Genomic DNA, 13,966 nt, shown 5'->3' on the forward strand with positions numbered 1-13,966 from the left:
CACACGCTAACGACCTCCTGCCGGATCGTGACGTACGACGCTGGTGGTCTCCTCGACCACCAGTCCCATCGCACCGGCGGGAGCCGACGAGCAGGGCAGACACGGGTCCGCCTCGCGGATGGCGTCCTCCAGGCCGAGGTCGGCGCGGGAGCTGGCGCCGGTCCCCGCCCCGACGGCCTGCCGCAGCAGGTGCGACAACCAGTACTCGTTCTGCGCCGTCGGGGTCAACACGACGGCGGCCGCTACCCGGCCGTCGCTCGCCGCCCGGTAGCGGTGCACGAGCAGGCCCCGCGGACCGTCGACCCAGCCGATGCCGACCCCCTCCCCCTCCGCTGCCGTGGACGGCAGGTCGGTGCGGAGCGGTCCGTCGAACAGGTCGGGGCGAGCGAGCAGGGCGGCGATCACCTCCACCGAGTGGACGGTGACGACCGTCCTGGCCCCGGCGGCATGACCACTCCGACGTGACCAGAGCTCCTGCAGCTCGGCGGCCCGCGGCGTGGTCAGGGTCCCGATGCGCAGTTGCGCGACCGGCCCGACGCGGTAGGCGCCCCGCCGCGGTCCCAGGGCGACGAGGTAGGGCCGGGGGCGGGCTGGCCCGGCGCCGATTCGGCGACCAGACCGTCCCACCCGCTCGTCCCGGCGGCGGCAACGAGCACCTCTCCGTCGGCCGACACGGCCCTCAGCCGGGAGCCGAGCAGGTCGGGCCGACCCTGGTCATCCACCAGGGCAACATCGGCACCGCGGAAGGCGTCGGTGGGGCCGGGGACGGGCAGCGTACGCTCCGCGATCCGGCCGGCGGCCGACAGGGCAGCGGGCAGCAGCTCGAGGCAGCGTCCGCGGTCCTCGACGCCGACCCGGGAGGCGACCCCTCCCGGCACCGCGGTGACGGGAAAATGCCCGGGCGAGCCGACCGCGGTCATCACGGCCTTGGCGAATCGGCGCAGCGTCACCGCACCCTCCCGATCGGTCCCGACGGCCCGCACGGCATGGGAGGCGATCGCGGAGGCGTGGTGCAGGAGGCGGCGCGAGGCGACGGCGGCCGCGGGCAGATCGACGCCGCCGGCGAGGGATTCGAGCGCCCGGATCCCCGCCAGGTGGTGGGCGGCGGGACAGACCCCGCAGAGCCGCTCCACGAGGGAGGGCACCTCGGCGACCTGCTGGCCGGTGAGCAGCGCGTCGATCCGCGGCAGCCCGGCGAGGTCGAACCTGGCCTCACGCACCGTCCCGTCGGGGGCCCGGTCCACGACGACCTTCGCGCCGTACGGGTCGACGATCTCGTCGAGCACCCACCGTTGCGTCACGCCTGACACCCCTTCCGGGTCGGTGGGAGGATAGGCCGGTGCACGAACTGGGACTGCTGCGCTCCGTGGCCGATGCGGTCAGTGCCGCCGCCGCGCGGGCCGGGGCCATCGGGGTGCAGGCGGTGGGGCTGCGCGTCGGAACGCTGAGCGGCACGGTCCCCGAAGCCCTCGAGGGCGCCTGGCCGATCGCCGTCGCCGACACCGTCGCCGAGGGAGCCAGGCTGGAGCTGGAAGTCGTCCCCGCCACGGTGTGGTGCCCGCGCTGTGCGACCGACCAGCCGATCGACGAGTTCTTCGCCCTGACCTGCCCGGTGTGTGGCACGCCGACCGGCACCCTGACGCACGGCCGGGAGTTCGAGGTGACCTGGGCGGATCTCGACATCGACCCCGACGAGCCCGGATCCGCGACCCTCAGCCATCATGGCTCTGCGCCCCGAGCCCGGCCGGCAGCCACTGGTCCAGGAGGCGCTCGGCCCACCTGACCGCCTCGGGGACGGCCGCGGCGACAGCCGGGCTGAGTCCGAGTCTCAGGTCCACCGACTCCGGGACGACACCGATCACCTCGACGATCGACGGCTCCCGGCCGAGCAGCCGGGCCGCCGCGAACACGTCCAGCAGCCCCACCTGGTGGGGCGACAACTTCGTGGACAGCATCCGCGGCACCTGGTCACCGGCCAGGTGCACGACGGTGCCGGGCACCGGGCCGGCCACCGCGTCGAGGACGAGCAGCCGATCGGCCTCCTCGACCAGCGGGAGCAGCGACATGCCGCCGGTGCCCCCGTCGACGTACTCGACCCGCACTCCGCCCGACTCGGCGTCGCTCGTCCCGCCACCGCGCGCCTCGCGCAGCGCGTCCAGCAGGGCCAAGCCGACACCGTCGTCACCCATGATCGGGTTGCCGACGCCGAGCACGACGGTCGCGCCGATCGCCCCTGCACCGGCCGGGATCATTCGACCTCCGGGGCGTCGACCGGCTTGGCGCCGCGTCGCAGCCACACGCCACCGTTGATCATCGACGACAGGCCGCCGTGGCGCTCCAGGGAGTCGGCCCGCACCGCCAGGTAGACGTGGATGATCACGAAGACCCACAGCAGGAACATCATCGCGGTGTGGAACAGCCGGACCCCGGGCACGCCGAACCAGTGGACCGGCAATGCCGCGACCCGCCACAACGCGTTGCCCTGGTTGTACAGGCCGAACAGGGTCAGGCCCGTGGCCATCTGGACGGCGCAGGCGACGTAGACCGCGGTATAGGTCAGTTGCTGCAGCGGATTGTGGGCCAGATAGAGGGGCCCCTCCTTCTTGATCAAGGCGTAGTGCTGGACGACCCGACCGAGGTTGCGGACGTCCTCCTTCTTCTTCAGTGGCCAGAACGCGGACCAGCGCAGATAAGGGTCGCGGGAGATGAAGGCCAGCACCACGCGGGTCGCGCCGACGACGAGCCAGACGAACGCGGCCCCGAAGTGGATGAGCCGCATCCACCCCATCAGGAAGCCGGTCGGGGTCCCGTTCGGTGCGGCGGGGCCGAAGAACGGATCCATGATGAAGTAGCCGGTGCAGCTGAGGATGAACACCATGGCGACGTTGATCCAGTGCTGGAGTCGCAGGGAGCCCGTCCACACGTTCACCCGCACCCAGTTGCCCGGGTGGGCGGCCATCGTCCCGCCCTCCAGTGCCGCCGCGTCGGGTCGTACGGTGACGTACCCCTCCAGCCGGTACTTCCCGGGGACGCCGTCGGGGCCGATCGGCGCCACCGCCACGGCAAGGGTCCGGCAGCCACGCCGCAGGGCGACCGCGGCGTTACGCCTGGCGACCGACTTCTCCTCCGGGCCGTTGCTGACCTGGCGCAGCACGTCGGTCATCCGTCCCCGCATCACCATCACATCGGCGCTGGAGCCGGCGGAGAGCGGAAAATCTCGCGCCCGGGTCAGGCTGTAGCGGCGGTCCACCCGGGCGGGATCGACGTCGGCGGGCTCGACCTCGGGCAGCCGGATGTCGGGACGCTCCGACCGCAGGGCGCGCCCGAGTGCCCGGTCCACCGGGTCGGTGCTGCCCCTCGGCGCCAGTGCGGCCAGGGCCAGCACGCGCGCCTCGCTCAGGTGTTCCAGGCTGAAGGCCGATCCGACCCACATCCGCGGCTCGGCACGAGGCGTGGTGGGCACCGAGGGCGCGGATGCGGAGGAGGAGTCGGCGGAGACGCTCATGACGTCGCCACCTGCAGTTCGGCTCCCTCCGGGTCCATCACGTGCACAGCGCATGACATGCACGGGTCGAAGGAGTGGATCGTCCGCAGCGGCTCGAGCGGCTGGGAGGGATCAGCCAGCGGGTGCTGGCCCTTGCCGGCCAGCGACTCCTCGTACGGTCCCTGTCTGCCCTGGGCGTCGCGGCCGCCAGCCAGCCACGTGGTGGGGACGACGGCCTGGTAGCGCGCCACCTTCCCCTTCTCGACGCTCACCCAGTGACTCAGGAAACCTCGCGGCACCTCGACCAGGGAGAAGCCGGAACTGCTCGCCGGCCACGACGACGGCTCCCACTTCGACGGGTCGAAGACGTCGATGTCGCCGCCCTTGAGGTTCTTCACGAACGTCGGGAAGGTGGTCCGGGCGAGGATGTCGGCCAGCACCGAGCACTCCAGGGCACGGGCCAGGGTCCGGCCGGCGGTCGAGTTGAGCTGGCCGACGGTGATGCCGAGTTTCTTGGTGGCGGCATCGACCAGTGCCTTCGTCGCCGGGTGCCCCTGCGCGTACGCGAGCATCACCCGCGCCACCGGCCCGACCTGGACCACCCGACCGTCGTACCGCGGAGCCTTGCTCCAGGTGTACTGGGGGTGATCGGCGACCCAGTCGTACGGGGGCTGGGGGCCGGTGTAGTGCGGGGTGGTCTCACCCTTGTCGGGGGTCAGACCGACGTCGCCGTCCTGGTAGGTGTACCAGGCCGAACTCACCCATTCGGCGATCCGGGTCGGGTCGAAGGGATGGACGGTGCCAAGGTCACCGTCGTAGATCGCCCCCGGCTTCACCGCGGTGAAGGCCGAGGTGAGCCGGGAAGCGGCAGGGTCACCGGCGTAGGTGGCTCCGGCCAGACCGACGGCCAGGTAGTTCGGCTGCGCGGCGCCGATGTCGAAATAGTCCTTGTAGACGCCCATGATCGCGGTGGCGTCGGGGAGGTAGCAGTCGTTGACGAACTCGGCCGACTCGGCGATCCATTGCCTGATCTGGTCGATCTGCACCTGGTTGATCGACTCGGAGTGGCTCGGGTCGATCGTGCAGGCCATGCCCCCGACGAGGAAGTTGGGGTGCGGGTTCTTGCCGCCGAAGACCGTGCCGATGCGGATCATGGAGCGCTGGAACTGGAGGGCATCCAGGTAGTGCGCGACGGCCATCAGGTTGGCCTCGGGTGGCAGCCGGTAGTCCGGGTGGTTCCAGTAGCCGCCGGTGAAGATGGTGAGCTGGCCGGAGTCGAGGATGCCCTTGACGGTGTCGCGCACCTCCGTCATCCGGGCGACGGTGTTGCCCTTCCAGGTGGACCCGATCGCCTTGGCGAAGTCCACCGCCTTCTGCGGGTCGGCGGTCGCCGCGGAGGGCACGTTCACCCAGTCGAGCGCGTGCAGGTGGTAGAAGTGGATGACGTGGTCCTGGATGTTCTGGGACGCCAGGACCATGTCGCGGATCAGCCGGGCCTGCGTCGGCGGATTCGAGCCGATGGCGTTCTCCACCGCGACGATCGACGCGACCGCGTGCACCGAGGTGCACACCCCGCAGATCCGCTGCACGAAGGCCCACGCGTCGCGCGGGTCTCGCCCGGCGACGATGGTCTCGATGCCACGGAACTGGGTGGTCTCGCTCCACGCCTTGTCGATCTTGTGGTTGCCGGTCTCCAGTTCGATCCGCAGGTGCCCCTCGATCCGGGTGAGGGGGTCGATCACGACTCGCTGTGCCATCGCCTACTCCGCCTTCTCCGAACCGTCCGTGGCCGCGTCATCCGGCCCCGGCGAGGAGGACTCCGACCGCCACTCCCGCTCGCTGTCGCCGAAGGCCTGCATCGGGCCCGCATCGGCGGCCGACCGACGAGCGGCAGCGTGGCGCACGCCGGTGAGGCCGGCGTGGACGCCGACTCCGGCGACGGTGGCGCCGACCAGACCCCAACCGATCTTCTCCGCCGTCGACTCGATACCGAGGCCCGTGACGTCGGGGAGCACCTGGTAGAAGGGGGTGAACCGGTCGAAGAACTGCTTCTCGGTGCAGCCGAGGCAGGGGTGTCCGGCACCGATCGGCCAACTGGTGTGCAGGTTCCACTGGAAGACCGGGCACGGGCTGAAGGTGCTCGGGCCCTTGCACCCCACCTCGTAGAGGCACCACCCAGAGCGGGCACCGGCATCGTCGAACGTACGGACGTACTGGCCGGCGTCGAAGTGCGGTCGGCGGGGGCATGAGTCGTGGATCCGCTGGTCGTAGGCGAAGAGCGGGCGGCCCTCCGCGTCGGTCTTCGGCAGGGCCCCGTCATGACTGAGGACGTACGCCACGGTGGCGGTGATCACCTCTCCGATCGGGGGGCAACCGGAGACGTTGATGACGGGCTTGTCCTTGATGATCTGGTCGACGCCGACGGCCCCGGTCGGGTTGGGCTTCGAGGCCTGCACCGACCCCCAGACGGCGCAGGCGCCGACGGCCAGGATCGCGGTGGCGTGTTGGGCGGACTCCCGGAGCACCTGCTCGGCGGACTTCCCCCCGATCGTGCAGTAGACGCCGTTCTCGTTGAGCGGCACGGATCCGTTCACGACCAGCAGATGGTCCTTGGCGTTCGTCTCGTCGAGTGCCTTGTTGGCCGCCTCGCCCGAGGCCGCCATCACCAGTTCGTTGTAGTTGACCGACAGGAGGCTGAGGACGACTTCCTCGATGGTGGTGCCACCGGATCGCAGCGTGCTCTCCATGCAGCCGGTGCACTCCTGAAGCTGCAGCCAGACCACGTTCGGCTTGGTGACCGCGCCCAGTTTCCCGGCGATCTCCTCGGCGGTGGCGGGAGGTGCGCCCGCGGCGGAGGCTGCGCCTCCCATCGCGAAGATCGCCGCCAGACCGCCACAGAACTTCAGGAAGTCCCGCCGCTCGACCCCGGCTCTCGCGAGGTTCTCGGCGAGCGTCGGCTCCCGCCAGCCCTCCGGTTGGTACGTCATACCCCTGCCATCTCCTCACACGCGCGGAAGCGCACGCCTCGGCAGCAGGCTGCGTCACGCCCCGATACGCGGCGAGTCTGCACTGAACCTGCTCAGAGTAGCGATGTACGGGACGTGTAGTGGACGATACGGCTCAGCCGTGCGGCGTGATCCGGTCGAGGGCCCGTGAGTCCTGCGTCACCCAGTCGATCCAGGCGTCGACCCCCGCCCCGGTGCGCGCCGAGGCCTCGATCACGACGGCGTCGGGGTTGACGGCTCGAAGGTTGCGCAGGAACAGGGCCCGGTCGAAGTCGAGGTAGGGGGCGAGGTCCATCTTGTTGAGCACGACCGCCTCGACGGCGCGGAACATCACCGGGTACTTCAGCGGCTTGTCCTCCCCTTCCGTGATGGAGAAGACCATCGCCTTGCGGTGCTCGCCGACATCGAACTCGGCCGGGCAGACCAGGTTGCCGACGTTCTCGATGATCACCAGGTCGAGAGAGCTCAGGTCCAGCCCGCGCAGGGCCGTCGCCACCATCGGGGCATCAAGGTGACACTCGCCACCGAACCCGTCACCGGTGTTGAGCAGCGAGATCTTCGCGCCGTACCCCGCCAGCCGTTCGGCGTCCAACGGGGTCTCGATGTCTCCCTCGACCACTCCGACGCGCAGCCGGCCCTCGAGCGCGGCCAGGGTCCTGGCGAGCAGCGTGGTCTTGCCCGCGCCGGGGGAGCTCATCAGGTTCACGGCGCGGACACCGGCAGCGTCGAGGGCCCGCCGATTGGCGGCGGCCAGCCGATCGTTCTCGGCGTAGATGTCCTCGAGGATCTCGATCCGCTCCCGGCCGGTGCCATAGCCGGAATGGTCACCGATCAGCTGGTCGAGCTCCGCGGACCCCGTCCGCGGCAGTCCGTCGTGGCTGTGCGTCCCCGGCCCGTGCTCGCCATGCCCGTGCTCGTCATGCCCGTGCTCGTCCTGCTCGTGCCCATGGCCCTCGTCGTCGTGCTCGTGGACGTGGACCGTGCCGTCGTCATGTCGGTGGAAGCGCCCCATCGCGATCTCCTTTCCCCGGGTCAGTCTCGCACCGGGCCGTACGGTCGTCGGTGGGGGCGGGGTGCGGACGTCGACGGCGGTGAGGACGAACTGCTCGCCGCTGGTCAGCACCGTCTCCGGTGACCCGCAGGCGCGGCAGTCGAAGCCGAGGTCGGACCCCAGTCGGCTGCTCGCCCCGCAGGCACGGCAGGCGAGCTCGGCCGGCAGCGTGCGCATCTCCAGGCTGGCGTCTTCCAGTGCCGTGCCCTTCACCACGAACGTCCAGGCGAACCCCATCGCCGCCGGCACGACCTGGCGGAGCTGGCCCACGTCCACGTACACGGTCTCGACCTCACGGCCTCCCGTGGCCCGCGCGACGGCGGCCGCCAGTTGGCGGCACAGGGAGACCTCATGCATGGGATCCAGTCTCGCACCCGCGGCCCGGCCGGGGTCGTGCCCGGTCGGGCCGCAGCCGGCAGTAGGGTGGCGCAGCGTCGAGGAGGGTGTGATGACCACGGTTCGCCAGGAGATCCTGCTCCGCGGGGTCGTGCAGGGCGTCGGATTCCGGCCCCACGTCGCGGTGGTGGCCGCCCGGCATGCGGTCACCGGGCTGTGCGGGAACGACGACCTGCAGGTGTTCGTGGAGACGCAGGGCCGCCCGGGCGAGCTCGACGACTTCCTGGCCGATCTGCTCGCCACGCTGCCACCGCTGGCCCGGGTGATCGACGTCACCCGCCGGGACCTGCCGCTGGTGCTCGACGAGGTGGGGTTCCGCATCGTGCCCAGTCGGCACGTGCCGGGTGCGCGTACCCTCATCCCCCGGATGTGGCGACCTGCCCCGACTGTCTCTCCGACATGGCCGATCCGGCGAACCGCCGCTACCGCTACCCGTTCACGACATGCACCAACTGCGGTCCACGACTGTCGATCATCGAGGACCTGCCGTACGACCGGCCGGCCACCACCCTGCGCGACTTCGCCCTGTGCCGGGCCTGCGCCGCGGAGTACGCCGATCCCTCCGACCGGCGCTTCCACGCCCAGCCGATCAGCTGCCCGGACTGCGGCCCTCGGCTGTGGCTCGCCCGCCCCGGTGAGGACGCCGCCGAACGCCCGATCGCCCCGGCGACGAGTACTGAGCAGGACGCGGTGATCACCGAGACACGACGCCGCCTCCTGGCCGGGGAGATCGTGGCCGTGAGGGGACTGGGCGGCTTCCACCTGATGTGCGATGCCCGCAACAGCACCGCGGTGGCCCGGCTGCGGGACCGCAAGCACCGCGCCGGCAAACCGTTCGCGGTGATGGTGGCCCAGCCCGCGACGGTCACCCGCCTGGCGCGACTCTCTCCCCCTCAGCTGGCCCTGCTCACCTCGCCGGCGCACCCGATCGTCATCGCCCCGAAGACCGAGACGTACGACCTGGCGGCAGCGGTGGCTCCGGACTCCGACGACGTCGGGCTGATGCTGCCGTACACACCGCTGCACACCCTGCTGCTGGACTCCGTTGACGGGACGGCCCTGGCTCTCGTCGCGACCTCCGGGAACCTGTCGGAGGAGCCGCTCTGCCACACGAACGCCGACGCCCTCGACCGGCTGGCGAGGGTCGCGGACAGCTTCCTGCTGCACGACCGCGGGATCTCGGTGCCGGTGGAGGACTCCGTCCTGCTGGCCCACCCGGACTCCGACGCACTCCCCCTGCGCCGCTCCCGGGGGTATGCACCCCTCCCCCTGATGCTGCCGCGGAGGCCGGGCAGCGATGAGGGGCCGGTGGTCCTGGCCGTCGGCGCCGAGCTGAAGAACACGTTCGCCCTGGCGACCGGGGACCTGGCCTTCGTGTCGGCCCACGTCGGCGACATGGGCTCACTCGCCTCCCAGCGGGCGTTCGACGCCTCGGTGCGGCAGCTCCTGACGATGCAGCGACGCGAACCGGAGGTGGTCGTCTGCGACCTGCATCCGGGCTACGCGACGACGGCATGGGCCGAGCGCTACGCCGAGGGGCATCCCGAGGTGACGCTGCTCCGGGTGCAGCACCACCACGCGCATGCCCTTTCCTTGCTCGCCGAACACGGCATCGCGGAAGGACCCGTCGTGGTGGCGGCCCTGGACGGCACCGGTTACGGCGATGACGCTGCGGCCGGCGCCACGATCTGGGGCGGGGAGGTGCTGGTGCTCGGGTCCCACGAGGACCCGTCGCCCTGGTCGTGGCGGCGCGCCTGGCACGTCCCCTGGTATCCCCTCGTCGGCGGGGACCGAGCCGTCCGCCAGCCGTGGCGGGTGGCGCGAGGCCTGGCCGCTTCCTGGGACCTGGACCTCCACGACACCCCCGCCATGACGTCCGCCCCGCTGGCGGAAGGTCGCCTGGTCGACTCCCAACTCGCCTCCGGCCGGGGGACAGTGGCGACCAGCTCGACCGGCCGGCTCTTCGACGCGGCGGCGGCCATCCTGGGCTTGTGCACGGAGGTCAGCTACGAAGCGCAGGCGGCCATGCTGCTCGAGCGCTCCGCCACCCGCTGGGCCGAGGCCCACCGACAGGAGGAGCCGTACGCTCCCGGCAGGGATCTGCGGGAGGTCTTCCTCGACCTGCTGGAGCGCCCCGGCGCCGGCGTCGAGGAACGAGCCTGGCGCTTCCACCGGGGCCTGGCGCACGTCTTCGCCGAGCGGATCACGGCGGCAGCCCTGGAATCAGGCACTGACACCGTGGGTCTCACGGGCGGGGTCGCCGTGAACCGCCTCTTCAGCGGCGCTCTGGTGTCCCTGCTGCGGGAGCGCGACCTGCACGTCCTCACCCACCGCATCGTGCCGCCCAACGACGGCGGGCTCTGCCTGGGGCAGGCGTGGGCGGGCAGGTTGGCCGAGGGCCGGTGACAGACGATCCCGCCTGCTCCCGGGAGGGGATCAGAGGATCAGCGTCAGCAGATCCGTGGCAGCGGGTCGCCGACGAGCATGTCGACCATCCGGGTGCCGCCGAAGCCGGTGACCAGCACGACCGACGCGGCGGGCTCCGCCACGATCCGGCCGATCAGCGCCGCACCCTCGCCACCGGGCAAGGCTCGCACCGCGGCCAGGGCGGCGTCGGCCTCGTCGGCCGGGACGACGGCGGCGAAGGTGCCCTCGTTGGCGACGTAGAGCGGGTCCAGCCCCAGCATGTCGCACGCCGCCCGGGTCATCTCCCGGACCGGGACGGCGTCGTCCTCGACGACCACGCCCAGTCCACACGCCCGGGCGAGCTCGTTGAGCACGGTCGCCAGACCGCCGCGGGTGGCGTCACGCATCCACCGCGTCCCCGGCGCCGCGGCCACCAGCGCCTCGACCAGACTGTTGATGGCTCGCGTGTCGGAGCGGATCGGTGCCTCGATCGCCAGGTCGCCGCGCGCGAGCATGACCGCCATGCCGTGGTCGGCGATCGGCCCCGACACCAGCACCCGATCACCTCGCTCGACCCGGGCGGCCCCCAGCGACCTCCCGGACGGGACGAGCCCGACACCCGCGGTGGTGATGAAGAGCCGGTCCGCCGCTCCGCGCGGGACGACCTTGGTGTCGCCGGTGACGATGCGTACGCCTGCCTCCGCCGCCGCTCGGTGCATGGCGGCGACGACCCGGCGCAGGGTGGAGATCTCCAGCCCTCCTCGAGCACGAAGGCGGCCGACACCACGGCGGGCCTGGCGCCGCTCACCGCGAGGTCGTTGACGGTGCCGTTGACGGCCAGTTCACCGATGCTGCCGCCGGGGAACTCGAGGGGATTGACCACGTACGAGTCGGTGGACATCGCCAGCCGCGCGTCCGGCCCCGCCTCCCCGAGGGCGGTCAGCCCCACGACACCGGCATCACCCAACTCGGCCAGGACGTCGTTGCCGTATCCGTCGAGGAACACCGCGTCGACGAGGGCGGCGGACGCCTTGCCGCCGGCCCCGTGGGCGAGCGTCACGTACTCGTCGGTGAACCGGGGTCGACGGGCCCGGACCCTGCTGATCCGCTCGTTGACGTCCTTCTCGTCGTCGTTGAGGCGATTCCTGGGGTCCATCGGTCCGCTCCGTTTCTCGCGCCGCGGGCCGACCCGTGCACTCGGTGACCTCGGTGACACCCCGGCTGCGTCCGGGAGGATGATAGTCCCGCACCGGCGGAGAGGCCGGGGCGGAGAGGATGCGCTCATGTGCCTGGGAGTGCCGGCGGAGGTCATCGCGATCCCGGAGTCCGGTGAACCGCGGGCCCGGGTCGCCATCAGCGGCGTGGAACGTACGGTCGCGACGGATCTCATCGCGGCTGAGGAGCTCCGTGCGGGCGACTGGGTCCTGGTCCATGTCGGGTTCGCCCTGAGCCGGATCGACGCGGAGGAGGCGGCCATCACCCTAGAACAGATCCGCCGGCTGGGCGGCACCGTCCTGGACGATGAACTGGCCGCCTTCGGCCGCTCGGCGATCGACTGAGGACACCGTGAAGTACGTCGACGAATTCCGCGACCCCGCCGCCGCCCGCGCCCTACTACGCCGCATCGACGACCTCGCCGAGCAACTCGAGCGGCCGCTGCGGGTGATGGAGATCTGCGGCAGCCACACCCACACCATCTACCGCCACGGACTGGAGCACCTGCTCCCGGAGTGGATCGAGTTCATCCACGGGCCGGGCTGCCCGGTCTGCGTCATTCCGATGGGCCGGATCGACGACGCCCTGTGGCTCGCGCGCCAGCCCGACGTGATCCTCACCACCTTCGGCGACATGATGCGCGTGCCCGGCTCGGAGGAGTCGCTGCTCCAGGTGCGGGCGACCGGCGCCGACGTACGCTTCGTCTACTCGCCGTTGGACGCCCTGCCGATCGCCCGCGACAACCCGGACAAGCAGGTGGTGTTCTTCGCCGTCGGATTCGAGACGACGGCGCCGTCCACCGCGGTCACCCTGGAACGGGCGCGCGGCGAGGGACTGGCGAACTTCTGCGTCTTCAGCAACCACGTCACCACCGAGCAGCCGCTGCGCGCCATCGTCGACGGTGGTGAGACCCAGATCGATGCCTTCATCGGCCCTGGGCACGTGGCGTCGGTGGTGGGTGTGCACGCCTTCGACTTCCTGGCGGAGGAATTCAACCGGCCGGTGGTCGTCACCGGCTTCGAACCACTCGACGTCCTCCAGGCGGTCGCGATGCTGCTGGAACAGTTCACCTCCGGGGAGGTCGCGGCCGGGCGGGCCACCGTACAGAACCAATACGCCCGCGTCGTGCGCTCCGACGGCAACGTCGTCGCCCAGAGGCTGATGGATCGGGTCTTCCGCACCCGGGACACGTTCGAGTGGCGTGGGCTGGGCTGGATCGAGCATTCCGGCCTGGGCATCTCACCCGAGTACGCGGCCTGGGACGCCGAGGAGCGGTTCGCGGTGCCGGGCGTACGGGTCGCCGATCCGCCCGCGTGCGAGTGCGGCTCGGTGCTGACCGGCAGGATCAAACCCTGGCAATGCCGCGTCTTCGGCACCGCCTGCACGCCGGCGACCCCGATCGGCACCTGCATGGTCTCCCCCGAAGGCGCATGCGCGGCGTACTACAACTTCGGCCGCCTCGACCGCGAGACGGCGAACGCCGTCACCATCCGGGAATGACGCCCGGTCCACGTGGCACCATCGCACACGTGACCGACAACACCTCGCGCCTGCGCGACCTGGCCCTCCTGCGGACGGTCCGCGACCGGATCGATCGGGACTACGACCAGCCGTTGGACGTGGAGGCGCTGGCTCGCGGCGTGCACATGTCGTCAGGTCACCTCAGTCGGATGTTCCGGGCGGCGTACGGTGAGTCGCCGTACGCCTACCTGATGACCCGGCGGATCGAGCGGGCGATGGCACTGCTCCAGCGCGGCGACCTCGACGTCACGGCGGTCTGCTTCGCTGTCGGCTACTCCTCGCTGGGCACCTTCAGCACCCGGTTCTCCGAGTTGGTCGGCATGCCGCCGAGCGCCTACCGGCAGACGGCGTCCCAGTGGGCCGGTCTGCCGGCGTGCGTGGTCAAACAGATCGCCCGACCGACCCGCAATACCGGTCAGGAATGAAGAAGCATCGTCACCGGCCCCCGTCCTAGCGTGGAGACATGGACATCACCATTCACTCCACGTTCCTCCCGCAGACCGATCCGGAGGCGTCCCTCGCGTTCTGGCGCGACACCCTCGGCTTCGAGGTCCGCCTCGACGTCGGTTCCGGGGCCATGCGCTGGCTCACCATCGGCCCGGCCGGTCAGCCCGACACCAACATCGTCCTCGCGCCCCCGCGGTCGACCCGACCTTGAGCGACGACGAGAAGCGCACCATCAACGAACTCATCGCCAAGGGCAGCTACGCCATGGTGCTGCTCAGCACCGACAACCTCGACGACACGTTCGCCACGGTGGAGGCGAGTGGCGCCGAGATCGTCCAGGAGCCCACCCAGCAGCCGTGGGGCGTCCGCGACTTCGCGGTCCGCGACCCCGCCGGCACCATGGTGCGGGTCAACCAGCGCTGAGCCGGCCGGCCCTGGCCT

General features: G+C 71.2%; 13 protein-coding genes and 3 pseudogenes. 7 read left to right on the top strand and 9 right to left on the bottom strand.

The window, feature by feature from the left end; all coding sequences use genetic code 11:
- Positions 1-6: 6 nt before the first annotated feature.
- The gene (locus Rai3103_RS04815) at positions 7-411 is read right to left on the bottom strand and encodes a hypothetical protein (protein ID WP_153571626.1); all 405 of its coding nucleotides are present in this window, start codon (positions 409-411) and stop codon (positions 7-9) included.
- Between the two features lie 89 nt (positions 412-500).
- Positions 501-1,301: a nickel-dependent hydrogenase large subunit gene (locus tag Rai3103_RS04820; RefSeq protein ID WP_194793275.1), complete on the bottom strand. Its 801-nt coding sequence runs from the start codon at positions 1,299-1,301 to the stop codon at positions 501-503.
- Between the two features lie 38 nt (positions 1,302-1,339).
- On the opposite strand from Rai3103_RS04820, the gene Rai3103_RS04825 reads away from it, so the two are divergent.
- Positions 1,340-1,783 (top strand): hydrogenase maturation nickel metallochaperone HypA/HybF, encoded by a 444-nt coding sequence (locus Rai3103_RS04825; protein WP_153571628.1) that lies wholly within the window; start codon positions 1,340-1,342, stop codon positions 1,781-1,783.
- Here the strand turns inward: Rai3103_RS04825 and Rai3103_RS04830 are convergent.
- From Rai3103_RS04830 to hypB, 5 genes are all read right to left on the bottom strand, one after another.
- A complete protein-coding gene (locus tag Rai3103_RS04830) occupies positions 1,713-2,252 on the bottom strand; it encodes a hydrogenase maturation protease (protein ID WP_153571629.1) in 540 nt (179 codons plus the stop codon). The two genes, Rai3103_RS04825 and Rai3103_RS04830, sit on opposite strands and share 71 nt — an antisense overlap.
- Positions 2,249-3,505 (bottom strand): Ni/Fe-hydrogenase, b-type cytochrome subunit, encoded by a 1,257-nt coding sequence (cybH, locus tag Rai3103_RS04835; protein ID WP_228489173.1) that lies wholly within the window; start codon positions 3,503-3,505, stop codon positions 2,249-2,251. The genes Rai3103_RS04830 and cybH overlap by 4 nt, the downstream gene beginning before the upstream one ends.
- Positions 3,502-5,241, bottom strand: a complete 1,740-nt coding sequence (locus Rai3103_RS04840) for a nickel-dependent hydrogenase large subunit (protein ID WP_153571630.1) — start codon at positions 5,239-5,241, stop codon at positions 3,502-3,504. The genes cybH and Rai3103_RS04840 overlap by 4 nt, the downstream gene beginning before the upstream one ends.
- Positions 5,242-5,244: 3 nt before the next feature.
- Positions 5,245-6,471: a hydrogenase small subunit gene (locus tag Rai3103_RS04845; protein WP_153571631.1), complete on the bottom strand. Its 1,227-nt coding sequence runs from the start codon at positions 6,469-6,471 to the stop codon at positions 5,245-5,247.
- A 133-nt stretch (positions 6,472-6,604) separates the two neighbouring features.
- The gene (gene hypB / locus Rai3103_RS18410) at positions 6,605-7,897 is read right to left on the bottom strand and encodes a hydrogenase nickel incorporation protein HypB (RefSeq protein ID WP_153571632.1); all 1,293 of its coding nucleotides are present in this window, start codon (positions 7,895-7,897) and stop codon (positions 6,605-6,607) included.
- A 91-nt stretch (positions 7,898-7,988) separates the two neighbouring features.
- Here hypB and Rai3103_RS18960 point away from each other — a divergent pair.
- Positions 7,989-8,198 (top strand): annotated as a pseudogene (locus Rai3103_RS18960) (acylphosphatase); the annotation flags it as partial.
- A 107-nt stretch (positions 8,199-8,305) separates the two neighbouring features.
- Positions 8,306-10,342 (top strand): carbamoyltransferase HypF, encoded by a 2,037-nt coding sequence (hypF, locus tag Rai3103_RS04855; RefSeq protein WP_228489175.1) that lies wholly within the window; start codon positions 8,306-8,308, stop codon positions 10,340-10,342.
- Positions 10,343-10,386: 44 nt separating this feature from the next.
- Here the strand turns inward: hypF and hypE are convergent, their stop codons facing one another.
- Positions 10,387-11,097 carry a hydrogenase expression/formation protein HypE gene (hypE, locus tag Rai3103_RS17505; protein WP_338420091.1) on the bottom strand — a complete coding sequence of 237 codons (711 nt, stop codon included), beginning with the start codon at positions 11,095-11,097 and terminating at the stop codon, positions 10,387-10,389.
- 14 nt (positions 11,098-11,111) lie between these two features.
- Positions 11,112-11,732: pseudogene (locus tag Rai3103_RS18965) on the bottom strand (AIR synthase related protein); the annotation flags it as partial.
- Here Rai3103_RS18965 and Rai3103_RS04865 point away from each other — a divergent pair.
- From Rai3103_RS04865 to Rai3103_RS04880, 4 genes and pseudogenes are all read left to right on the top strand, one after another.
- Positions 11,626-11,901, top strand: coding sequence for a HypC/HybG/HupF family hydrogenase formation chaperone (locus Rai3103_RS04865; protein ID WP_153571633.1), 276 nt, complete (start codon positions 11,626-11,628; stop codon positions 11,899-11,901). The pseudogene Rai3103_RS18965 and the gene Rai3103_RS04865 overlap by 107 nt on opposite strands.
- Before the next feature lie 7 nt (positions 11,902-11,908).
- Positions 11,909-13,057: a hydrogenase formation protein HypD gene (gene hypD, locus Rai3103_RS04870; protein ID WP_153571634.1), complete on the top strand. Its 1,149-nt coding sequence runs from the start codon at positions 11,909-11,911 to the stop codon at positions 13,055-13,057.
- On the top strand, positions 13,054-13,503 hold the full coding sequence (locus Rai3103_RS04875; protein WP_153571635.1) for a helix-turn-helix transcriptional regulator: 450 nt from the start codon (positions 13,054-13,056) through the stop codon (positions 13,501-13,503). Before hypD ends, Rai3103_RS04875 begins: the two co-directional genes overlap by 4 nt.
- A gap of 38 nt (positions 13,504-13,541) precedes the next feature.
- Positions 13,542-13,948, top strand: a pseudogene (locus Rai3103_RS04880) (VOC family protein).
- The last annotated feature ends 18 nt before the right edge of the window (positions 13,949-13,966 follow it).

This window comes from Raineyella fluvialis (genome assembly GCF_009646095.1).
Taxonomy (GTDB): Bacteria; Actinomycetota; Actinomycetes; order Propionibacteriales; family Propionibacteriaceae; genus Raineyella; species Raineyella fluvialis.